Source organism: Pseudobutyrivibrio sp. YE44 (genome assembly GCF_900104335.1).
Classification (GTDB): domain Bacteria; phylum Bacillota; class Clostridia; order Lachnospirales; family Lachnospiraceae; genus Pseudobutyrivibrio.
Genome location: NZ_FMXT01000003.1, coordinates 105041 through 127139 on the forward strand (window position 1 = coordinate 105041; position 22099 = coordinate 127139).

Here is a 22099-nt window from a genome sequence, read left to right on the forward strand (position 1 = left end):
GATATTCGACTAAATTTGGGAAAATTTCCACATTGAAAATGTTGAAAAAAGTAATTCCGCCGAATAAACTGCATATAATGTGTCTTAATAGGCGGAATTAATGTAAAATATTATATTTACAGCCCGATAAAACGAATATATAATAGAATTATGATTGGACGATATGATGAAATAAAAGAACTAAATAGATTATATGATAGCGGTGAAGCTGAGTTTGTGGTTGTATATGGAAGAAGAAGAGTTGGCAAAACATATTTAATAAACGAAGTGTTTGAAGATAGATTTGCCTTTCGCCATACAGGATTATCACCAGTTGAGAAGAAACCTAATGGTTTACTAAAAGCACAGCTTGAACATTTTTACCTATCTCTTCAAATGCACGGGATGAAGAAAAGCCATAGGCCAAAGAGCTGGCTTGAGGCGTTTTTTATGTTAGAACAACTTTTGATGGACAAGGATGATGGTAAACGACAGGTAATATTTTTTGATGAGTTACCATGGATGGACACACCGAGGTCAGGATTTGTCACAGCGCTTGAGGCTTTTTGGAATTCATGGGCATGTGCAAGAAAAAACATTATGCTTGTCGTATGTGGAAGTGCTAGTTCATGGATTTTAGATAATTTAATAAACAATTATGGAGGGCTTTATAATAGGACAACATACCAAATGAAGCTATCACAATTCAATTTGTCCGAAACAAAAATGTTTTTGGAAAGAAAAAACGTGAGTTATTCTAAGTATGATATTGTCCAATCATATATGATATTTGGAGGAATACCTTATTATCTTGGTTATATGCGACCAGAACTAAGCTTGTCACAAAATATTGATAAGTTATTTTTTGATAGTAATGCGATTTTATCAGACGAATATAATAGATTGTTTGAGTCTATTTTTTCAAAACCGGATCAAATGAAAGCTATAGTGGAATTATTAAATAAACGAGGCGACGGATATACTCGAAATGAGATAATAGAATCACTTAGTCTATCTGACGGAGGTAATTTATCAGATGATTTAAATGCGCTTGTGGCTAGTGATTTTGTTATGAGGTACACACCTTTTGCAGAGAAAGGTAAAGTTGAATATTACAAGCTTATAGATCCGTTTTGTAAATTCTTTTTATACTTTGTACAAGGAAGGAAAGAGATTACAAACGAGTTTTGGGCATCTGCAAATAATAGCTCACAGATTGTAAGTTGGAGAGGCTTTAGTTTTGAGAATGTGTGTATAAATCATATAAACGAAATACAAACAGCATTGGGAATCCCTGGTGTAAAAACATCTATATCATCATGGAGAAAAAAAGCTTCAGCAACAGAAAAAGGCTATCAAATTGATTTAATAATAGATAGGGCCGATAATGTTGTTAACATGTGTGAAATGAAATACTATGGCAATAATTTCAAAGTCACCAAAGACTATTATATGCAGCTTCGAGAGCGACAAAGCTTGTTAGAAAATGAAATAGATAGAAAGAAGGTTGTTAGAAACACGTTGGTGACTACTTTTGGATTAGATAAGAATGAATATAGTGGTATATTCACTAATATAATAACAATGGACGATTTGATAAAATAAATTCTGGCGATTTATAGCACAAAAGGAGTGCTATAAATCGCCAATTATGATAAAAAGTACGAATGTATAAAAAATAATATTTATTACAAATCTCTCCGATATATAGAATAGGTCAAAGTTTTTTAACACTTAGGGAGTATAATGCATAATACAGATTAATGTGACTTGTTGTCGGTGGACTTTTTAGTGACTGCAGCAAGTTGAGGTTCTTTGCACGAGTTTTGTTTAGCGCCGCAAGAATCTGGGGTTTTATAATCTGCGAGGCATGTTCTATGAGAAGGTTTAGGGTTTGTAAGACAATATTGGTGTTTGTGCTGACTCTTATTTTGGTGGCTCCAATTAGTGTGCTAGCTAGCGAGTCAGGAGAAACATCTTCTGATAATTCACAGAGCTCTGTTGCTTCAGCGGAGAGCTCTTCTTCAGGTGAGTCAGGTGGAAGCGAATCGTCGAGTTCTGGTTCGTCAAGTGCAAGCGAAACAGGAACCACTTCATCTTCATCAGAATCATCAAACTCAGCTACAAATTCAACAGCAGCAGAGTTCACAACAGGTGGCCCTTCTACTAATTCAGAAAATTCTACAGGTACTACTGCGCCAGCTACTACAGGTAATCAGGCGCGGAATGATAGTCAGAACAATTCCGGGACATCATCCACAGGTGACACTGCAACTACATCCGACAGCCAAACCACGGACGCTAACACAGGCGAAGCCCAGGGTGACGAAGCAACAGCCGCGACTGAAACTCCAGCCACCACCCAGCAGCAAATCGTTAAGACCGTCACAATTCCAACCACAGCTCATAAGGATCCAATCATTTCAGTATTGTTTCCATCTATTTCAGATGAGGGCGAATCGCCATTGGATTTTCTTATCGACCCACAGCAGTTGGTATATCTTACAGATGCCGCAAAGTATGGCGGTGGTCGAGTGGATGAAGGGGCAACGATGCTCTTTAGAAATCATGAAAGTGATTATGATTTCTCTCGATATAGTGATCGGTTCACCGTTAAAAATCAGAGCAATGTGCCAGTGGTAGTTAAGGTTACCGCCAGCATGAGCAACCTGGATGAAATCGACATGGTGGATAATCCTAACTTTGGGGACAGGGAAGATTGCGCAATGTACATGGCAATTGTAGATGATGAGGGACACGAGCGTCCTCTCATCGATAATGGTTCTGTCACCATCGAGGTTCAGATGCGTGAGGCCCCAGAAAATGCCTATGTTTACAATATCGACCCAGAATCAGGCACCTACAGCTATGTTATGTCAGGAGCCCCTGAGAATATAGATTTCGACACTTATTCCTTTGGACTCATTGGATATTGCAATCCAAATGGAGTTTGGGATGACATGGAAATCTGTCCACGAGTTTCTTTGACCTGGGAGGTCGAGCCAATCATCACCGAAGAGGATGAGCAGCCTATCGAGCTCCTTCAGGAAATTTTTGAGACTGTGCCAGTGACGGAAGAGACCAATGCAACTGAAGCTGGAGAGACAACAGAAGAAGGCCAATCTCAGGATAAGGATTCTCAGGAAAACAACAGTCAGGGAACAATCACAAACTCAGATAAGAATAACCAGGGTGAATATTCAACCGGTACCTCTGACAGCCAGTCATCAGAACCATCCTCACAAGCAGGAGATACAGGTGGTTCTGGCTCCACAGACCAAAACACGGATTCATCAGGCGACTCAGGTTCAGCTCCATCAGAAGCAGCATCTGACCCAGAACCAGCGCCGGCATCTCCTAGCCCAGATACAGGAACCTAACCATTGGATAGAAAACTAAATTCAATAGATCACAAAATAACACATTAAAATAGTATGCAACCCCATCCCAAGGCGGATGGGGTTTTAATACCGCCAAATTCCTTCAGGAGGCCAACCATGGAATATGATAAGAGAAAATACCAAGGAATGCCTTGGGTAGTGGACAGATGGAAGCTGTTTCTTCTTCTGGAAAAAAGCTTTGCCGAGGCAGAAAAATACGTGTTGAAAGGAACTGAGTCCAACTCCAAAAACTTGGAGCTTCTTGTGGATCGAGTTTATTCCAATCAATACAAAGAGGTAATCTTTAGGGCTGCAGATGAGTTTGCGTCCCTGGCAAAGGAAATGGCAGGTCTTCCAAAGGATGCAAAGGTCCCTGTAGAGGATGTGGCTAAAAAACTTGTACTGCTTCATCCATATATTGGTGATACAGTTGTGGACAACGATTATGTTTCCAGAACACCCCTATCAGGCTGGGCCAGAAAAGAAGGTGGAAGCTACAGCCTGAGCTGGTGGAGTTCCTATTATAAGTTAAAGAAGGGGGCAGAAATCGACTTCAAATATGCCACTTTGGGACTTTGCCTAGATGCGGTTGGCTCTGTATATATACTGAATCTTTTCAATATTAAACATGCCTTTGGAAATTTGGCCATGGCCAGAGATGCCACCCATTTCAGAGTCGGAATTAATGATTAATCACGAGTAATAAGAACATCAAAACACCAAAAAAGAATTAGTGACACACAAGGATAGATGTTGATTAACATAAAGTGTATTGATAATACGCGAGAATTATTATAAAATTTGAGTGTTAATTTAAAGTAGGCGTAGAAGGACTAAATATAGTTCGTTAAACGTTTAAGGGAAGACTAGATTAACATTTAAAAGGGGAAAAGTAGTTAGGCCAATGTATTTTTTTAATAATAAAGGAGTGACTAATGATGGTAGAATGGAAGAATTTTGACCAGCTTAAGTCTTTTTCAAAGCTTCAGGGACTTAAGAATCAACTAGAGCTTAAGACAGCTATGGTTGGTGCAAATGGTGCAAAGCGTGTTGCAGAGTACTCTGTACCAATGTCAAACGGTATGTCTTACAACTTTGCTTCAAAGCAGGTGGACGGTATCGTTCTCGAAGCTCTTCAGGAGCTTGCTGATGAGGCTCAGCTTACAGAAAAGTATTCAGCACTTTTCAACGGCGAGGTTATCAACACAGGTGAGAAGAGACTTGTTCTTCACCAGCTTACACGTGGTCAGCTTGGTAGCGATGTTATGGCTGATGGCGTAAACAAGAGAGATTTCTATGTAAAGCAGCAGGAGCGTATTGCTGAGTTCGCTAACAAGGTTCACGCAGGTGAAATTGTTAACGAAAAGGGTGAGAAGTTCACAACAGCTGTTCAGATTGGTATCGGTGGTTCTGATCTTGGCCCACGTGCTATGTATCTTGCACTTGAGAACTGGGCAAAGGTTACAGGCACATTCAAGATGGAAGCTCGTTTCATTTCAAACGTAGATCCAGACGACGCTGCATCAGTTCTTGCTGGAGTTGATGTTGCTCACTCAATCTTCATCCTTGTTTCTAAGTCAGGTACAACACTTGAGACTCTTACAAACGAGTCATTTGTTAAGGATGCTCTCGCAAAGGCTGGTCTTGATGCTTCTAAGCACATGATCGCTGTTACATCTGAGACATCACCTCTTGCAAAGAGCGCTGATTACCTTGATGCATTCTTCATGGATGATTACATCGGTGGACGTTACTCATCTACATCTTCTGTAGGTGGTGCAGTTCTTTCACTTGCATTTGGTCCAGACGTATTTGCTCGTTTCCTTAACGGTGCAGCTGCAGAGGATGCTCTTGCAAAGAATGCTGATATCAGAAAGAACCCTGCTATGCTCGATGCACTTATTGGTGTTTACGAGAGAAACGTACTTGGTTACGAGTCTACAGCAGTTCTTCCATATTCACAGGGCTTAAGCCGTTTCCCTGCTCATTTACAGCAGCTCGACATGGAGTCAAACGGTAAGAGCGTTAATAGATTTGGTGAGCCTGTTGATTATGTTACAGGTCCAGTTATCTTTGGTGAGCCTGGTACAAATGGCCAGCACAGCTTCTATCAGCTTCTTCACCAGGGAACAAACATCATCCCACTTCAGTTCGTAGGCTTCAAGAAGAGCCAGATGGCAACAGATGTTGTTATCGAGGACAGCACATCACAGCAGAAGCTCTGCGCTAACGTTGTAGCACAGATCATGGCATTTGCTTGTGGTAAGGATGATGACAACAGAAACAAATACTTCGAAGGAAACCGTCCTTCTTCAATCATCGTTGGCGAGCAGCTTACACCAGAAACACTTGGTGCTCTTCTTGCTCACTTCGAGAACAAGGTTATGTTCCAGGGCTTCGTATGGAACCTTAACTCATTCGATCAGGAAGGTGTTCAGCTTGGTAAGGTTCTTGCAAAGAAGGTTCTTGCTGGCGACACAACAGATGCTCTTGCAGCATACGCAAAGCTTCTTGATATCTAGTTATGTTAGAGCAGCCTTTGCCGAAGGCTAAATAAAATAATTGTAAATTTTGGCTATCGCGTCTTGCGGTAGCCATTTTTTTAATGTAGGATAAAGCCTATGGGAAACAGATATGAAGATGCCGAGCAGGAGGCTGTCACAAAGACCTTTGCCGGCGAAAAAAACAAGCTTTCAAAAATGAATAAAAAAGAGAAGCTGGACTACATTTGGACCTATTACAAGATTCATATTTTTGTGGTGCTTCTCATTTTAGGAGTGATAGGTTGGGGCGTTCATCATGCCATGACCTACGTTCAATACAAGTTTTACGGAATGGTTATCAACTCAGGCCAGTACGACACGAAGGTCGAGGGGCAGCTACATGACATCCTGAAGATGGAAAAGCATGACGGTGTGAATATCACAGCAGATTTATACACCGACGAAACAGCCAACATGGGTGGATATGGCAACAAGCTTGATATCTATGTTATGGCAGGCCAGCTTGACTTCGCATTTACGGACAAAGCCGGAGTGGAATATTTAGTAAACATGGGTGCTGTCAGAGATGTGAAGGACACTGTTCCAGACAAGCTTCTCAGCAAGTGGACAGATGAAGGCCTGATTTACAGCATGGAAGTCACAGATGACGGTGGCAAGACAGACACCTATGATGTGGCGGTAGACATTAGTAATAGCCCAATCCATGAGTATTTTGGATTGGATGACAATATCAAATATCTTTTGATCGCAGATTTAAGTGGCAGCGAAGAATATTTGAATAATTTTTATGATTTATTATATAAGGTAGAGATGGGAGAATAGTTTTGGGAAGATTTTTTAACAGCAGATTTTTTGACAGCCTTACAAAGGCCACAGACGTTTTAATATTAGGATTCTTTTTTGCGATTTGCTCTATTCCAGTTTTTACAATTGGAGCCAGTGCAACAGCTCTTTATTACACCATCCACAAGGTGGTTTATAAGGGGCGCGGTTATGACAGAGAGTTCTTTAGATCCTTCAAGGAGAATTTCAAGCAGGCAACTTTATCTTGGTTGATTTTCTCACTTATCTTTGGAATTCTTGCAGGAGATATTTATATCACACGAAATATGCTTGATCCAAGCAGTCCATTTGCAGCAGCGTCAATCTTTTTCTTAGTATTGTTTTTACTTACCATGGTTTGGGCCATTTATCATTTTTCATACATCGCTCGTTTTGAAAATGGCTTCAAGGAGTCCTTCAAGGTTTCTTTCATTTTCATGATTCTAAACCTTGGTTGGAGCATGGTAATCGTATTGCTTTGCGCAGCAATCCTTGTGCTTATGTATTACATTCCATTCTTGATTCTGTTTGCACCAGGTCTTTTTGCCTGCGGTCTTCATCCAGTATTGGAAAAAGTTTTCCGCAAGTATATGACACCAGAGGATATTGCAAAGGAAGAAGATTCTTACTAAACAAAAATAATCCCTAGACCCCAGACTTATATGTATCATACTTACTGATTGTTCAGTAAAGAGGAGACATATTAAGCTGAGTACTAGGGATTTTGTTTATATAGAAACAAATAATCACAACTCATATTTAGATTTCTTCCTTGAAATCTCTGCCATGTAAGCGGCGGTGATAATACCGGTTGGAAGTGCAATTACCGCCATTCCTACCAAGGCGGAAACCATGGTGATTAGTCGGCCCACAGGGGTCACTGGAGAAATATCTCCGTAGCCAATGGTGGTGATGGAGATTGTGGCCCAGTAAAGAGCATCAAAAAATGTATCAAAAAGATTTGGCTCCAGCTGGAATACCAGCATGGCAGAAACGAAAATATAAACAATAATAAGAATCAAAACTGCCAACAGTTGATTTTTAACCTTCCTGATTACATTTGCAATGACTATCATAGTCTTTGAATATCTTATAAGCTTCAATACTCTAAAAACTCGAAACAGTCTAAGTAATCCAATCCATGAGGAAATAGGTAAAAATATATAAATCACAGGAACGATAGAAAGAAAATCGAAGATTGCCAGCGGTGTGAAGAGGTAAGCAATATACGCCTTATAGTTTTTATAGCCCATTTTATAATCTGCAGTATAAACTCTGGCAACATAGTCGATAAGGAACAGAATGCTGGTGACAATATCAATGGCGATGGTGTATCTGCTATTTCCTTTCAGTGTCAGAGGTACCAAACCCACAATAATGGCCACAGTCATCAGTCGATCGTATGCGCGACTTGACCTATCTTCCACGCTTCCAACCTCAAGAACCTCATATATTCTTCGTTTAAAATCGTACATAGGCCACCTCTAAAAATATCCCTTAACAAACGCAACTACACCAAGGACAATTAACGCTACAGCCAGCACATCACACAGGGCAACAAATCTGATGGACTGTTTTGTTTTATTGCTTTCGATTATGCCCGAATCACTAATTAGGGCGTCCTTGTGTTTTTTCTCTGCCATGTGTAATACCTCTCATAAATATACGACCTGAGGTCATACTACCACAAAGATGTGAATTAATTGTTTATCTATTGACCTGACTATGCTCACATGTTAAATTATCAGACAGTTGTGTAGTTTTTTGGAGGAAATAGAAATTGATAATTGGAATAGATTTAGGCACTACCAATTCATCTGTTAGTGCATTTATAAATGAAGAACTTCAGCTTATACCAAACAGTTTTGCAGAGGTTTTGACTCCATCGGTGGTAAGCTTTGACGAGGATGGAACTTATTATGTAGGTGCTGTAGCAAAGGAGCGTCTTGTTACACATCCTGAAACCACCTTTAAGGAATTCAAGCGTGATATGGGTTCAGACAGAATCTATAAGGCATTCGACGAAAGTCACACACCAGAAGAGCTTTCTGCCTTAGTGCTTAAGCAGCTTAAGGCAGATGCAGAAAAGTTTACAGGTGAGACAATAAAAGACGCAGTTATTTCTGTGCCAGCATACTTTTCTGATAAGCAGCGTGCTGCCACAAGAAACGCAGGTTTAATAGCAGGTCTTAATGTGATTTGTTTGATTAATGAGCCAAGTGCAGCGGCCCTTACTTATCATGCCAATAATATGGATGAGGACGAGACATACCTGGTATTCGATTTTGGTGGAGGAACCTTGGATGTTACTCTCGTTGATGCCTTCGATAATATTATCGAAATTCAGAGTATCTCTGGAGATAATTATTTAGGAGGAGCTGATTTCAACAAGGCTATCGCTATTGATATCTGTGCGAAAAACAATATTAAATGGAGTGATTTGGATGCTTCGAAGAAGGCAATTCTTTTAAATCACGGTGAAGAGATAAAGATAGCTCTTACTGCTGAGGTTAGCTGCAAGCACACAATTTATTTGGATGGCAAGGCTTACAACTATAGCTTGGATAGACAGGGATTGTTAGATATTTCAGGAGATATTTTCAATAGAATAACAATTGTTTTGAAGCGAATTATGAATGACGCAGGTCTTGCTATTAATGATATTGATGGTGTTATCATGATTGGCGGTTCTTCAAAGATGCCAGTGGTACAGTTGTTTATCAATTCACTTTTCCAGGGTAATACAAAGTACGAGCGTAACGGAGATGTTATTGTTTGTGAAGGAGCTGGAATTGTTGCTGGAATTAAGTCTAGAAATGATAAGGTTAGGGATTTGATTCTTACTGATATTGCTCCATTTTCTCTTGGAACAAAGGTGGCAGACGGTTCCTTCTCGGTAATTGTACCAAAGAACCAGGTACTGCCATGTAGCAAGGTAGAGTATTATTCCAATGCTGGGGACTTCCAGAAGGAAGTTAACTTTAAAATATATCAAGGTGAGAATATCATTGCAGATAAGAATGAGCTCCTTACCACAATTAATTTAAAGATCGAACCACGTCCAGCTGGACAGGTTTGTGTTGCAGCAAGATTCTCCTATGACATAAATGGTATTTTTGATGTAGAGATTACAGGAGATGGTCTGCTGGAGAACAAGACTGTACACCTTGGAAATGCTCAAGGATTGTCAGAGGCAGAAATAGAGGCTAAGCGCCAAAATCTTGAGAGAATCAGAGAAAATCAGTCTAGTAGTGAGAAATCCAGATTGCTTATTGAAAAAGCTAGCAGACTGGCAGCAGAGTGCAACCTGGAGCAGCGTAAGTTTCTTGAGGCTGCAATCAGGAATTATTTGATGATTCTTGAAAGTGCAGGAATTGAAGCCTCCCGCAAGGCAGGGGAGGAACTTCAGGAGGTTGTTGATCAGGTGGAGAAATCAATGTTTAGTTTCTCTGAATTTGATGCCAACCTTTGGAAGGAATATATTGAAGGCTCTATGGGCAAGGATGATAAAGAGGACTAGTAAATGAGTTATTTTAGAAGCATATGGCAGGATCTTGGAATTGAGCCAACAGATGATGTGCGCGCCATAAAAAAGGCTTATGCAAAGAAATCCCGTGAATATCATCCAGAGGAGTTTCCGGAGGAATTTGCCAGACTTAAGGCTAGCTATGAGAAGGCTATTGAGATAGCAAAATCAGGTCAAAAACCTTCCCATCTTTATTATGAGTCCGCTGATGAACTTGAGGAGCAGGAAACTTCTGAGACTGAAGATGAAGAAGAGCTAGATTATGAGGAGCAAATAAAGGCTGAACAGCACTGGATTGTTAATCAGTTTAAAGAAGAGGAAAAGCAAAAAGCTGAAGAGAAACCAGAAGTAGGAGAACAGCCAAGAACTGAGAATCAGTCAAAAGCAGAAGAGCAGCAAGGAACTGAGGAGCAGCCAAAAGCAGAAGAGAAGTCAAGAACTGAGGAAAAGCCAAAACGTGACATATATTATGCCCTTAGAGTGCAGCAGCGTTTAGATAAATTCCAAGAGAACAACACTTTAGAATTTGAGGGTGAGGATGAGGCCCTTGTATTTAAGACAGAAACAGAGGCTGACTACAAGGGAATCTCTGATTATCAAAGACTAATGGCAAGTAGAACTATGGAAATGGCCAGAGGGCTTGCCAGAATGCATGAATACAAAGATAATCCTGCATATTGGAAGTACCTTTTTAAGCGCCAAAATGATGAATATAGGCGCAACAGATTCGTTCATCAAGACAAGTTTTCTCAAAGACTTTTTCCGGATGTGAAGGTTACAGCCTTTATTTTGGATCAAATATTCGAGCTTCCAATTCTTACATCGGATGTATATGACGCTATTGCTAGTATCATTTTCCCTAAGAAGATGGATGAGGAGTGGAAGGAGGTTTACAGCAGATTCTGCGTAAAGCGACCAGATACCTCAAACCGAATTAATCCTGTGAGACCTGTAAAGAAAGCAAATCAAAAGGGGTATCAGTTTATAAGGGCTGGTGCAAAACCATCTGGCATGACTACAGGTGATAGAGCGACAAAAAATGCCTCAAGAATTGCTTGGATAGTCATTGTTGTTATAGCAGTAACTATATCTACTGTTATTAGAATGAGAGCTTTCCATGATGATGTTTCCACAAAAACAAACAGACAAGAAGTTATTCAGAATGCCATTGAATTGTCTAATCAGGAATTGCTTGATGATATAGATCCTCAAATAGTGAAAGAGGATGATGCTTATGCTGCTAAGGTGGCTAAGGAAAGGGGATATTATATCATCTCTTCTTACGGCTTTTTTATTGGTGAGCAAGAATATTATGCAGCTATTGTCAAAGAAGACAATTTATATCATATTGTTTCTGTCGACGACTATTTGGATGGTAAGGTTACCTATGAAGAAGGTCCAAATCAAGAAGAGTTCTTTGCAAATTATCCAGAGGAAGAGGCTACGAGTCAGGAACTAGAGGCAGCTAAACAGGAAATGGAGGCCGAAAGGCAGAAGTTCCTTTCAGAAAATAATATAGCTATCGACAGTGAAGAATAGGATTGGTATCCTATAGGTATGGAACACTATAAATTTTTTCAAAACAAAGAATGTGAATATTTTCCTTGTCACAAGGTGGATAAGCCAGAGGATTTTAATTGCCTGTTTTGCTATTGCCCGCTTTATTGCCTGGGGGATAAGTGTGGAGGCAACTTTGAATACACTAAGTCAGGAGTGAAGTCTTGCGTGAGTTGTTCCCGCCCACATTTAAGGGGGAACTATGATGAGATTATAAGGACCCTGAAGGAAAGTGGAGTTGGCAAGAAGACAAATGAATAACTGATAATATATCAGGCAGTAATATCTCAGAATAAAAAAGATATCAAAAATAGAGCTGGTGTCACATGAAGGTCTTGGATAACGAGAATCTTCATGATTCACCAGCTCTTATTTAATGTATTGGGAATTTGAGTTCAATAATGAAATGGTCTCTAGCGGTGCGGGCCCTGCTGTCACCGCCTTGTCTTTTCATAAGACTGGAAATACTTATGAGACCAATCTTGGCACTCTCGTTTTTACGAGGCACCTGCCTGATTTTGTTTGAAAACTCAAGCACTGCATGTTTATCATCGTGAAATACTCGAACCTTTACTGGTTCAGATTCATCAGCGTACTTATCAATATTCGTAAATACGTTATTAAACACTCTAAGCATATCGCTCATATTTACGTTAATTAAGAAGGTCTCCATAGGGTCTTCAATTTCAAAGCTGAAGCCTTGGGATTCCAGTGGGAGAGAAAGCTCTCCAATAAGTTGCATAAATAGGTCAACTCCATCAAATTCCTCTAAAGCCTCTGCAGGTCGTTCTGGATGCGGATCGAAGGCTAGGAAATATTCAAAAAGTCTGTCGGACATTTCCTTAATCTGATAACAAGTTTTAAGAGCCGTATCCACGTATTTTTCCATTTCCTCTGGTGAACTATAGTGGCGGCCTTTAAGGATTTCCAAATATCCCATCTGAGTGGTAAGTGGTGTGCGCAAATCATGGGAAAGAGCAGTAACAAGGCTGTTGTTGGCCTGAAGAGCTTGCTTCTCATTTTTCATTTGCTGAGCCAGTGAAACTCTCATGGAATTAAGGCTTACTGCCATCTGCGAGATTTCATCGTGTCCCCTTACAGGAATTTGATAATCTAAATCTCCGCCCTCAAGGATATTGATTCCTGTAGTAACATCCTTTATATAATGGATTTTTCTTCTAACAAAGTGAATGAGAACGAAGATGATAAGCAGGGCAGAACAAGCAATATCTATACGCTGCAACTTAAGGAATAGGTTGTACTGAACATCAGTGCAAAGCACAAGCACAGCATTGCCATCTGCAAGCTTAATAGGTGCCTTTGTTACATCGTAGAAGGATTGATATTCGTCGGCCAAATCCTTGAAATCCTCGTCGCTGGCGGGAATAGGATCTGTAGTCCCATCATTCTTTGGGGTGATAAAGGTGTTGTAGACGATATAGTCATCCTTGCGAATATAGAAGAAAGCTGACTGATGCCTTGCGTACCAATCTGTCAGCTTTGCGCTATCCTTTGAGGATATCTCGTTGGTGTAGATGTAGGTCTGTAAGCCGTCAATGAGAGTTGATACTTTTCGAGGGGCGTATTTTTCACTAGCCCACTTTGAATTTGCTATAGTATCACTGAAAAAAATAAGTGTAAAATAGCAAAAAGTACCAACTATAAATGAAAGTAGCACAGCCCAGGTTAGCTCTATATATAGAGATTTTCTAAAGAATCGAAAGAACTTTTTCACTGTAACTTATAACCCTTTCCCCATACGGTAAGTAGATGCCTTGGATTTGAAGGATCCTCTTCGATTTTGGTTCGAAGGTTTCTGATATGAACCATAATTGTGGCGTTTGAGCTGTAAAGATATGGCTCATTCCAAATGGTTTCGTATATAACTTGAGCAGCAAAAACTCGTCCAGGGCTTTCAATTAAAAGCTTGAAAATTTGATACTCTAATTCTGATAAATCTAACTGAACCTCACGACCCTCAGAGTTGGTAGTGAAAACTTCGTTTCTATCCTTTGCCACTTTGAAGATGTCGTGGGTGAGATAGTTGTCGTCTGGGGTAGCTTCCTTGCCCTTGTATACATAGTATCGACGCAGAAGAGATTTCACTCTTGCTGTTAATTCTGCATGTGAAAATGGCTTTGCCAAGTAGTCATCGCCGCCGATAAGAAGGCCAAGTGACTTGTCTGAATCAGTACCCTTTGCAGTTAGGAAAAGAATAGGCATCTGATATTTTTCACGGATAATCTTGCACACGTCCAGTCCAGATTTGCCAGGCATCATAATGTCAAGGATGACTAAATCTACAGACTCATCAATAAGAGAGAGAGCAGAATCTCCATCGCTTGCTTCCAAAACCTCATACCCTTCACTTTCCAGCAGGATTCTTATAATATTGCGAATCTCTTCGTTGTCATCTACAGTAAGAATCTTTTGTTTTCCCATAAATAGTTCCTTCCGAAAATCAAAATCCCACCCACCTGAGGAAAAAGGTAGGGGCATTCAGCCATGTAAAAACTTTATCTGCTTGTATAGTAACATAAAAAATTTGATTAATCCTTGAATTATGGGGTTTTTTAGTTTTTTTTAGAATCCCATTAAGGTTTTCTTTAGGATTGAATAAAACAATGTAAAACAGCGTAAAGAATGGTATACTTTACCATAGGCAGTTAAGAAACAGATACTATAAATATGATAATTTGAATATAGCTAAGGGGTGAACATCTATGAAGAATACAAACATGAACGTGGCTGAAGCAGTGGATAATAGAAAACGTGTCATCGTCAGAACTAGTGTTATTGGAATTATTGCAAATATATTCTTGGCCAGCTTTAAGGCCTTGTTTGGCATTATGTCAGGTTCCATCGCCATCATTTTGGATGCAGTAAACAACCTGTCAGATGCACTTTCCTCAGTAATCACTATTGTAGGAACAAAGCTTGCTGGAAAGATGCCTGATAAAAAGCATCCTATGGGATATGGTCGAATTGAGTATTTGAGTGCCATGCTGGTGGCGGCCATTATTATCTATGCAGGTCTCACTTCTCTATGGGAATCTGTCGAGAAGATAATTCATCCAGAGCAGGCTGAGTACACCACTGTCACTTTGGTTATGCTTGTGGTGGCTATTGTGGTTAAATTCTTCCTTGGAAGATACGTTAAGGCCACCGGTGAGAAGGTAAACTCAGGTGCCCTTATTGCATCCGGAGCAGATGCTAGCTTTGATGCCATTATCTCAACATCAGTTTTGGCAACAGCTATTATTTATATTTTCTGGAACATTTCCTTAGAGGCTTGGGTTGGTATTGCTATCTCAATTGTTATCATCAAAGCTGGTTGGGAAATGATGACAGAAACCATCGATGATATCCTTGGACAGCGTCCTGATAAGGACCTTACCGTTGGAATCAAGCGTCTGATTAGCGAGGAGCCAGAGGTTCGTGGTGCTTATGACCTGGTGCTTAACAACTATGGTCCTAACAAATATTTTGGTTCGGTTCATGTGGAGCTTCCAGACACAATGACAGTAGAGCAGGTGGATGAGCTTACTCGTCACATTCAGGAAAAGGTTTACAAGGAGACAGGCGTTATTCTTACAGGTGTTGGCGTCTACTCTTACAATACAAAAGACAATGAAGCAGCTCGCATTCGAAATCGTGTACTTGAGATTGTAAAGCAGCATGATTGGGCTCTTCAGCTTCACGGCTTCTACGTAAATACGGATTCCAAAGAGATGCGCTTCGACGTAGTTTTTAGCTTTGAAATTGATCACGCAGAGGGCGTAGAAATTATTAATAAAGAGGTACAGTCAGAATACCCAGACTACGACGTACAAATCGCAGCAGATGTGGACGTCACAGATTAAAAAAAGTGAGCCTGAGGCTTGATAGTTTAACAGGCGGACTGGAGTTGAGGTTAACATGAAACAGACACAAGATAAAGAACGAAATCTTACTATGATGATGGATGAGTATGAGCTAACCATGGCAAATGCTTATTTTAATGATCCAACCATCGACCCAAAGACAAAGGTAAGCTTTGATGTATTCTACAGAAAGAATCCTGATGAAGGTGGTTTTGCAATTTTTGCAGGCCTTCAGCAGATAAAGGATTATCTTTTAAACATGCACTTCACAGATGAGGACATTGCATATCTCAGAAGTGTTGGACACTTTACAGAGGATTTTTTGGAGTATCTTAAGAACTTCAAATTCACAGGTGACGTGGATGCTTTCCCAGAGGGAACAATTATGTATCCAAACGAGCCTATCATTACAGTAACAGCGCCTATTATTGAGGCTCAGTTGGTGGAGACAGAGATTCTTGCTCAGGTAAATCACCAGTCACTTATTGCCACAAAGGCAAGCCGAATTGTTAGGGCAGCTGCAGGTCGTCCAGTATCAGATTTTGGTGCTAGACGTGCACACAACAACGATGCTGCCATTTACGGTGCAAGAGCTGCTTACATCGGTGGCGCGGCTGGTACAGCTACAGTTTCTGCAGGTCAGTATTTCAATATCCCTATTGGTGGAACCATGGCTCACAGCTATGTAATGTATTTCACAGATGAGAACAACGACTATAGCAAGTCGGAGCTTCAGGCTTTCAGAAGCTTTGCCAAGAGCTATCCTAACAACTGTATTCTTTTGGTAGATACCTATAATGTTCTTAAATGTGGTGTTCCTAATGCCATCAAGGTGTTCCAGGAGATGAAGGATGCAGGTATTGAGTCAAAGAGCTTCGGTATCAGAATCGACTCTGGTGACTTGGCATACCTTACAAAGAAGTCTCGTCAGATGCTTGATGCAGCAGGCTTTACAGATGCCAAAATTATCGTAAGCAACTCACTTGATGAATACACCATCACTTCTATTCTTCAGCAGGGTGGACAGGTTAGTTCCTTCGGCGTTGGTGAGCGTCTCATTACAGCAAAGTCTGAGCCTGTATTTGGTGCAGTTTATAAGCTTTGTGCCGTTACAGATGCCAAGACCGGTGAGACAATTCCAAAGATTAAAATTTCTGAGGCTGTAGAAAAGATTACAAATCCTGGTCTCAAGGATGTATACAGAATCAAGGATAAAAAAGGTAGAGCAGTTGCTGATATGCTTGCAATAAAGGGTGAGAAGGTGGATATGAACGTAGCGGGAGGCTACAAGTTCATTGATCCAGAACAGCCATGGAAGAGCACACATATTTTTGAAAACTGCACAGCAGAGCTTCTTCAGAAGCCTCTTATCAGAGATGGCAAGGCAGCTACTCCAGATGAGGATATGCAAACAATCAGAGCCAGAGTTAAGGAACAGCTTGAAACCAGCGTATGGCTTGAGGAGCAGCGTTTTGAAAATCCTCATAAGCACTACTTGGATATGACTCCAGAATATTACAACATGAAGATGGAACTCTTACGCAAAGAGGATAAATAAGATTGATATCAGAATCACAGATTACGGAATACAATAACAGGCTCGCCAGCATAGGCCTGGCTCTCCAAAACACTGAGGAGGGTCTGTGCCTTACGGATGGCGAGCTTTCTATAATGGCAGATTTCAGGGAGATGCTTCCAAGACTAAAGCAAAGCAATCTTCAGCGGGAAATGCTTGTGAAGGCAGCTCGTATAAAAGGACAGGAAATGCCACAGACCTTGGTGGATGCCACAGCTGGCTTTGGTGAGGATTCCCTGATCTTAGCAGCAGCAGGTTTTCAGGTTCGTCTTTACGAATTCGATGAGATTATCGCTGCATTGCTTCAGGATTGCATGGAAAGGGCAAGACAGATACCAGAGCTTGCTGATGCAGTTAGCCGAATGGACCTGATTTGTGGCGACAGTGTCCAAGGAATGAAGCAGCTAGATTATAAGCCAGATATTGTCCTTTTGGACCCTATGTTTCCAGCCAGACAAAAGAGTGCTTTGATTAAGAAAAAGTTTCAGTTGATTCAAAGATTGGAAAGTCCATGCTCCACAGAAGAGGAGCTTTTAGAGGCTGCCCAGGTGGCAGATCCAAAGCGAATTGTAATTAAACGTCCCTTGAAGGGGCCATATTTGGCAGGAAAGAAGCCAAGCTACAGCCTAGAAGGAAAGGCTATCAGATACGATTGCTTTATTTTCGCTAGAAATTAAATATTTTTTCACAGAATTCTCCAATTTATGTATTAGTATGTTATTACGTAATAACATAGATAAATTGGAGGATTTTTTCATGAAGAGGTCGAGAAATTCGATTATATGCAAGGTTACAGACCGTGTAATCATTGCTCTTCTTGTAACTATACTGGCTTTGTCGTCTGTAAACCTTGTCTATATGAGTAGGCAGATTATGAAGGAGCAGATGACTGAGCTTGATTTGGTTGCCCTTATGAGTGCTGCTAAAATAAATGCCTGGAAGGATGATTTGGGGGAGATAACCCAAGGAATGGCAGATGCTTTAAGTGTTCAACAATCCTTAGATGAGGCGTCTATAAGGCCGTTGGTGGATAAGGTGGCAACCAGGAGACCAGATTTGTTCTTTGCCTACGTGGGAACAGAGGAAGGCTACATGTACATGGGCCGAGGTGCAAAGTTCTCTGCGGGAATGGATGTTAGAGAGAGGACCTGGTACAAAATGGCAAAGGCAGCAGGGCACACTATAATAACGGACCCTTATGTAAGTGCTTCAAGACCAGATGTAATGCTGGCAACAGTTGCAACTCCTATCTATATTGGTACAACAATGGTGGGCGTTGTAGGTGTTGATGCAGATATTGCCACAATCAAAGAAGAGGTAGGATCCTTGAATTTTAAGGATGGAGCCTATGGTTTTCTGATAGATTCAAATGGAAATATAGTTACCCATCCTAATGAAGATTATTGCGCAGGTGTAGATGATGTAATTAAGGCAGTTGATGTAATGCCTGAGCTTGACCCAATTATTAAAAATCCAGGTAGCCAAGTGGTTAAGGGTAAGGATTACACAGGAAAAACTGTGGTATATAACACTAAAAAGTTGTCTGGTTGTGATTGGATTATTGGAGTGGCAAATCCAAGTCGTAATGTTACTAAGATTCTTGATAGAGGTATACGAATCAGTCTTTTTATGGCAGTGATTTGTTTGGCTCTTGCAATAGCAGATATAACAGCAGCAATCAGTAAGATTCTTAGACCTATTGGAAAGATTAATCCAATGATGGATAGGATTTTGGAAGGAGATTTCTCTACCAAGCCTGAAATTACAACGGAAGAGGATGAGCTTGGAATGCTTCAGCAGAAGTCCAGTCTCATGATGACGCGACTATCAGATATTATTACAAAGCAAAAGTATGTCCTTGGTGAAATGGAAAAGGGTAATTTGATGGTTGAGGATATTGATGAGTTCCCTGGTGATTTGAACGAAATTTCAACCTCTGTAAACTCTATCAAGGAAAGCTTTAATGACATTATTTCAGACATTCAGTTCTCAGCAATCAACCTTCAAAGCTTCGCAATGGGTATAAATGAAACTAGTGATTTGGAAGATATGAGAATGGTATTTGAAGAGCTATCTGCAGAGGCAAATGCCCTTATGGAAAAGACTGCTCGATTTAATACAAGTCTTCCACCTGCTCCTACATATGAGGCTTCAAATCTGGACGGATATGAAAATGATGTAGATGATATTCCAGAAGATGAGGAAACAACCTCTGGAAGCGTGTTTGATTATAGAGATGATTTCTAAAGTAAAATGATTTTTAAGGAGTCTTCACAAAAAGTGAGGGCTCCTTTTATTATGTTTGCACAAAAATAGCGCAACCGATTGCAAAGGATTTTTGGTTGTGATACTGTTCTAATTGACAAGAGCCCTCTTGTATAGAAGTGGCTCGGATGAGGTGTATAAAAATGGGACATACATTAGATTCAATTGCAAAGGAATTAGGTTTAAGTAAAACAACTGTAAGCCGCGCAATTTCTGGCAAAGGCAGAATTTCAGAGGAAACAAGAAAGAAGGTCAATGATTATATCAAGGAGATTAATTATAGACCTAGCGCTGTTGCGCGCTCTCTTGCAGCAAACCGCACTTTCAACGTGGGCCTTGTAGTGCCAGCGGATTCAGCTCTTGGAGAGATGCCATACTTCCAGACACTTATGACCGGTGTATGTGATCGCGCAATGGATTATGACTATGATGTCCTTATCATTTTAGCTGATAATGAGGGAATCACAGCCCTTAAGCATGCTGTTCAAAATCGCAAGATTGATGCTGTTATTGTCAGCCGTTGTGAGCGTGACTCTAAGGTAATTAACTTCCTTAAAGAGTCTGCAATTCCTTATATTGTTGTGGGAAATCCTATGGATCCAGTTGTTCCATATGTGGATCATGACAATGCTGGTGCAGCTGCCAGAATGATTGAAACCCTTATAGATGCTGGGGTTACTCGCATGGCTCTTATTGGCGGTGGAGAGAATATCAATGTTACTCACAGCCGACTTCAGGGCTTTAGAAATGGTTTTATAAATAAAGGTCTAAAAGCAGATGAAAGTCTGATTTTCTTAAATATGCATAAAAGTGAACGCTTGGATTCAGTGCTTAAGGGTGCTTTGTCCGAAGGTGCAGAATGTATTGTTTGTATGGATGATATGCTTTGTAACTCAGTGCTTAACTGTCTTCATAATGATGGTATTTTAGTGCCAGAGGATGTTAAGCTTTGCTCATTTTATGATTCTAATTTGTTATCAACATCAAAGCCTTCAATTACAAGCTTATATTTCGATGCAAAGAAGCTTGGAGCACAGTGTATTGAAATACTAATGCGCAACTTAGAAGGCGAAAGTATCACAAATGTAATTGTTAAAGATTTTAATATTCAAATGCGAGACAGTACAACTTAGTAAAAATTCATAAAGATTTCACAAAATAGTCGTGAAAATTGCTCAGTTGACGAAAAACGGTCTTAGATATAGGATTATAATTAAAGAACAACCGGTTGCACTAACTGCAGCCTGGGAGTATAAATATCATTTATGAGAAAAATGGAGGAATTATCATGAAGAGAAAGTTAGTATCAGCACTTCTTGTTTCTACAATGGCAGTAACAGCTTTTGTAGGATGTGGTTCAAAAGCTGAAGAGACATCAGAGTCTACAGCTACTGCAAATTCAGGAGATGCATCAGAGGGTGCTTCATCAGAGGATGCAATCGCAAACCTTATTGCAGCAACAGAGGGAACAGTAAACATTGACCTTTGGTGCTCAGAGACAGAGCAGTATCAGACAGTAATGAAGAAGCTTTGCGATGATTTCGCAGCTCAGTATCCAGATGTAGATTTCAACATCACACTTGGTGCTGTTTCAGAAGCTGATATGAAGGATAGAGTTCTTGAGGATGTTGAGGCAGCAGCTGATGTATTCGTATTCCCAGATGATCAGCTTGAGGCACTTGTTAAGGCAGGCGCTCTTAACGAAGTAGCAGCTCAGTACACATACGATATGAACGAGACTGATACACCAGCAACAGTTGAGGCTGCTCAGTATGACGGAAAGCAGTATGGCTATCCATTCACAGCTTCAAACGGATATTTCTTATATTATGATAAGAACCAGTTATCAGAGGAAGATGTAGCTTCTTGGGAGGCACTTACAGCTAAGGCTGAGGAGCTTGGTAAGGAAGTTGGTTGTGAGACAGCAAACGGCTGGTACTTATACGGTTTCTTCCAGGGCGCTGGATGTACGCTTACAGAGAACGAAGATCAGTCAAACAACTGTGACTGGAACAACGAGACAGGTCTTGCAGCAGCTGAGTCACTTCAGTCAATCGCTTCTTCTAAGGCATACAAGAGCTACGGAAACGATGACCTTCTTGCAAACCTTAACGATGGCAAGGTTGTAGCTTATGTTTCTGGTACATGGAATGTTAACGCATTCTCAGAGGCTTATGGCGATGGATATGCAGCAACAAAGCTTCCTACATTCAAGGTAAACGGTGAGGACAAGCAGATGGCTTCTTACTCAGGTTACAAGTTTGTAGGTGTTAACGCATACGCAGAGAACACAGGTTGGTCAATGCTTCTTGCTGAGTACCTCACAAACGCAACTTCACAGGAAGCTGTTTACGAGGCAACAGGCGAGGGTCCTTCAAACACAGAGGCACTTGCAAAGGCTTCTTCTCCAGCACTTGACGCTCTTGCAGCTCAGTCAGAGTTTGCACAGCTTCAGAGAGTTGGTGGCAACTACTGGAGCCCAGCAGAGTCACTTGGAAAGAACATCCTTGACGGAAAGGTATCTCAGAAGGTACTTGATGATGCTGTAGCTGGTATTACTCAACCGGTTGAATAAGCAAATTTTTATTTAAACCCCAAAATTAATATTGGCCCATGGGCTTGAATCA

The 22099-nt window shown here is 40.6% G+C and carries 19 protein-coding genes; 15 read left to right on the forward strand and 4 right to left on the reverse strand.

The window, feature by feature from the left end:
- Positions 1-150 precede the first annotated feature (150 nt).
- The 6 genes from BLR54_RS07055 to BLR54_RS07080 all read left to right on the forward strand — a co-directional run bounded on the left by BLR54_RS07055 (position 151) and on the right by BLR54_RS07080 (position 7317).
- Positions 151-1584 carry an AAA family ATPase gene (locus tag BLR54_RS07055; protein WP_090418743.1) on the forward strand — a complete coding sequence of 478 codons (1434 nt, stop codon included), beginning with the start codon at positions 151-153 and terminating at the stop codon, positions 1582-1584.
- Positions 1585-1856: 272 nt separating this feature from the next.
- On the forward strand, positions 1857-3359 hold the full coding sequence (locus BLR54_RS07060) for a hypothetical protein (RefSeq protein WP_090418745.1): 1503 nt from the start codon (positions 1857-1859) through the stop codon (positions 3357-3359).
- Positions 3360-3476: 117 nt separating this feature from the next.
- The gene (locus BLR54_RS07065) at positions 3477-4052 is read left to right on the forward strand and encodes a hypothetical protein (RefSeq protein WP_090418748.1); all 576 of its coding nucleotides are present in this window, start codon (positions 3477-3479) and stop codon (positions 4050-4052) included.
- A 245-nt stretch (positions 4053-4297) separates the two neighbouring features.
- On the forward strand, positions 4298-5881 hold the full coding sequence (locus BLR54_RS07070; protein ID WP_090418751.1) for a glucose-6-phosphate isomerase: 1584 nt from the start codon (positions 4298-4300) through the stop codon (positions 5879-5881).
- A 99-nt stretch (positions 5882-5980) separates the two neighbouring features.
- Entirely contained in the window at positions 5981-6685 is a 705-nt protein-coding gene (locus BLR54_RS07075; protein WP_090418753.1) for a hypothetical protein, read from the forward strand.
- Positions 6686-6687: 2 nt separating this feature from the next.
- A complete protein-coding gene (locus BLR54_RS07080) occupies positions 6688-7317 on the forward strand; it encodes a YesL family protein (protein ID WP_176761883.1) in 630 nt (209 codons plus the stop codon).
- 114 nt (positions 7318-7431) lie between these two features.
- Here BLR54_RS07080 and BLR54_RS07085 read toward each other — a convergent pair whose 3' ends face one another.
- Together BLR54_RS07085 and BLR54_RS14935 are read right to left on the reverse strand one after the other, a co-directional pair.
- Complete coding sequence (locus tag BLR54_RS07085; RefSeq protein WP_090418760.1) at positions 7432-8160, reverse strand: ion transporter; 729 nt, start codon at positions 8158-8160, stop codon at positions 7432-7434.
- Between the two features lie 9 nt (positions 8161-8169).
- Positions 8170-8328: a hypothetical protein gene (locus BLR54_RS14935; protein WP_176761884.1), complete on the reverse strand. Its 159-nt coding sequence runs from the start codon at positions 8326-8328 to the stop codon at positions 8170-8172.
- Positions 8329-8465: 137 nt separating this feature from the next.
- Here BLR54_RS14935 and BLR54_RS07090 point away from each other — a divergent pair, with 137 nt between their 5' ends.
- From BLR54_RS07090 to BLR54_RS15250, 3 genes are read left to right on the forward strand one after another with little or no spacing between them, the layout of a single operon-like run.
- Positions 8466-10205 carry an Hsp70 family protein gene (locus tag BLR54_RS07090; protein ID WP_090418763.1) on the forward strand — a complete coding sequence of 580 codons (1740 nt, stop codon included), beginning with the start codon at positions 8466-8468 and terminating at the stop codon, positions 10203-10205.
- A 3-nt stretch (positions 10206-10208) separates the two neighbouring features.
- Complete coding sequence (locus BLR54_RS07095; RefSeq protein WP_090418766.1) at positions 10209-11750, forward strand: J domain-containing protein; 1542 nt, start codon at positions 10209-10211, stop codon at positions 11748-11750.
- 18 nt (positions 11751-11768) lie between these two features.
- Complete coding sequence (locus tag BLR54_RS15250; protein ID WP_090418769.1) at positions 11769-12029, forward strand: cysteine-rich small domain-containing protein; 261 nt, start codon at positions 11769-11771, stop codon at positions 12027-12029.
- A 112-nt stretch (positions 12030-12141) separates the two neighbouring features.
- Here BLR54_RS15250 and BLR54_RS07105 read toward each other — a convergent pair whose 3' ends face one another.
- Both BLR54_RS07105 and BLR54_RS07110 read right to left on the reverse strand, forming a co-directional pair.
- Positions 12142-13503, reverse strand: a complete 1362-nt coding sequence (locus BLR54_RS07105) for a HAMP domain-containing sensor histidine kinase (RefSeq protein ID WP_090418771.1) — start codon at positions 13501-13503, stop codon at positions 12142-12144.
- A complete protein-coding gene (locus BLR54_RS07110; RefSeq protein ID WP_090418774.1) occupies positions 13500-14210 on the reverse strand; it encodes a response regulator transcription factor in 711 nt (236 codons plus the stop codon). Before BLR54_RS07110 ends, BLR54_RS07105 begins: the two co-directional genes overlap by 4 nt.
- 281 nt (positions 14211-14491) lie before the next feature.
- Between BLR54_RS07110 and BLR54_RS07115 the strand changes: the two genes are divergently transcribed.
- From BLR54_RS07115 to BLR54_RS07140, 6 genes are all read left to right on the forward strand, one after another.
- Complete coding sequence (locus tag BLR54_RS07115) at positions 14492-15631, forward strand: cation diffusion facilitator family transporter (protein WP_090418777.1); 1140 nt, start codon at positions 14492-14494, stop codon at positions 15629-15631.
- 55 nt (positions 15632-15686) lie between these two features.
- Complete coding sequence (locus BLR54_RS07120) at positions 15687-17189, forward strand: nicotinate phosphoribosyltransferase (RefSeq protein WP_090418779.1); 1503 nt, start codon at positions 15687-15689, stop codon at positions 17187-17189.
- A 2-nt stretch (positions 17190-17191) separates the two neighbouring features.
- Positions 17192-17884: a class I SAM-dependent methyltransferase gene (locus tag BLR54_RS07125; RefSeq protein WP_255396686.1), complete on the forward strand. Its 693-nt coding sequence runs from the start codon at positions 17192-17194 to the stop codon at positions 17882-17884.
- Positions 17885-17963: 79 nt separating this feature from the next.
- Entirely contained in the window at positions 17964-19454 is a 1491-nt protein-coding gene (locus BLR54_RS07130) for a methyl-accepting chemotaxis protein (RefSeq protein ID WP_176761885.1), read from the forward strand.
- 146 nt (positions 19455-19600) lie between these two features.
- Positions 19601-20605, forward strand: coding sequence for a LacI family DNA-binding transcriptional regulator (locus BLR54_RS07135; RefSeq protein WP_090418787.1), 1005 nt, complete (start codon positions 19601-19603; stop codon positions 20603-20605).
- Between the two features lie 155 nt (positions 20606-20760).
- Positions 20761-22047: an extracellular solute-binding protein gene (locus BLR54_RS07140; protein WP_090418790.1), complete on the forward strand. Its 1287-nt coding sequence runs from the start codon at positions 20761-20763 to the stop codon at positions 22045-22047.
- Positions 22048-22099: the final 52 nt, after the last annotated feature.

What these genes read in the sequence shown, in the direction of transcription:
- BLR54_RS07110 (WP_090418774.1), bottom strand. Translation starts at nt 14,210, where the DNA reads ATGGGAAAACAAAAGATTCTTACTGTAGATGACAACGAAGAGATTCGC.
- BLR54_RS07095 (WP_090418766.1), top strand. Translation starts at nt 10,209, where the DNA reads ATGAGTTATTTTAGAAGCATATGGCAGGATCTTGGAATTGAGCCAACA.
- BLR54_RS14935 (WP_176761884.1), bottom strand. Translation starts at nt 8,328, where the DNA reads ATGGCAGAGAAAAAACACAAGGACGCCCTAATTAGTGATTCGGGCATA.
- BLR54_RS07115 (WP_090418777.1), top strand. Translation starts at nt 14,492, where the DNA reads ATGAAGAATACAAACATGAACGTGGCTGAAGCAGTGGATAATAGAAAA.
- BLR54_RS15250 (WP_090418769.1), top strand. Translation starts at nt 11,769, where the DNA reads ATGGAACACTATAAATTTTTTCAAAACAAAGAATGTGAATATTTTCCT.
- BLR54_RS07135 (WP_090418787.1), top strand. Translation starts at nt 19,601, where the DNA reads ATGAGGTGTATAAAAATGGGACATACATTAGATTCAATTGCAAAGGAA.
- BLR54_RS07070 (WP_090418751.1), top strand. Translation starts at nt 4,298, where the DNA reads ATGGTAGAATGGAAGAATTTTGACCAGCTTAAGTCTTTTTCAAAGCTT.
- BLR54_RS07065 (WP_090418748.1), top strand. Translation starts at nt 3,477, where the DNA reads ATGGAATATGATAAGAGAAAATACCAAGGAATGCCTTGGGTAGTGGAC.
- BLR54_RS07085 (WP_090418760.1), bottom strand. Translation starts at nt 8,160, where the DNA reads ATGTACGATTTTAAACGAAGAATATATGAGGTTCTTGAGGTTGGAAGC.
- BLR54_RS07075 (WP_090418753.1), top strand. Translation starts at nt 5,981, where the DNA reads ATGGGAAACAGATATGAAGATGCCGAGCAGGAGGCTGTCACAAAGACC.
- BLR54_RS07060 (WP_090418745.1), top strand. Translation starts at nt 1,857, where the DNA reads ATGAGAAGGTTTAGGGTTTGTAAGACAATATTGGTGTTTGTGCTGACT.
- BLR54_RS07130 (WP_176761885.1), top strand. Translation starts at nt 17,964, where the DNA reads ATGAAGAGGTCGAGAAATTCGATTATATGCAAGGTTACAGACCGTGTA.
- BLR54_RS07055 (WP_090418743.1), top strand. Translation starts at nt 151, where the DNA reads ATGATTGGACGATATGATGAAATAAAAGAACTAAATAGATTATATGAT.
- BLR54_RS07120 (WP_090418779.1), top strand. Translation starts at nt 15,687, where the DNA reads ATGAAACAGACACAAGATAAAGAACGAAATCTTACTATGATGATGGAT.
- BLR54_RS07140 (WP_090418790.1), top strand. Translation starts at nt 20,761, where the DNA reads ATGAAGAGAAAGTTAGTATCAGCACTTCTTGTTTCTACAATGGCAGTA.